This is a genomic window from Thiosulfatihalobacter marinus, from assembly GCF_016019955.1.
Classification (GTDB): domain Bacteria; phylum Pseudomonadota; class Alphaproteobacteria; order Rhodobacterales; family Rhodobacteraceae; genus Shimia; species Shimia marinus_A.
Map to the genome: position 1 here is coordinate 1 of NZ_JAECRZ010000055.1, position 296 is coordinate 296.

The window sequence follows — 296 nt, forward strand, 5'->3', positions numbered from 1 at the left end:
GCACCAGACCTGGTTTGGCCGGTCGATCACCATCTTCCTCAGCAAATACGGATAGACCGGGTGCTGCGGATGCGGCTTGACCTGCCACTGAACTTTCATCCAGCCGCGACCGGAGCCCGGTTTGTGTTTACGCCGGTTGGCGCAGGTTGAGCAATCGCCCGACGCGTGGAGCTTTCATCTCGCGTAGCGGGGCGGGCGATTGCGGTGGTCAGGGTCCGTGCATAGTCAGCCGGGGTTTGGTAGTCCAAGGCTGAATGGGGTCGTTCGGTGTTGTAGTCAGCCGCCCAGGCCGCGAT

Annotated in this window: 1 protein-coding gene; it reads right to left on the reverse strand. The window is 62.2% G+C overall.

Going from position 1 to position 296, the window contains the following annotated elements; all coding sequences use genetic code 11:
- Positions 1 to 95: 95 nt before the first annotated feature.
- The coding region (locus tag I3253_RS20365) for an integrase core domain-containing protein (RefSeq protein ID WP_197919488.1) at positions 96 to 296 on the reverse strand (201 nt) is incomplete at its 5' end.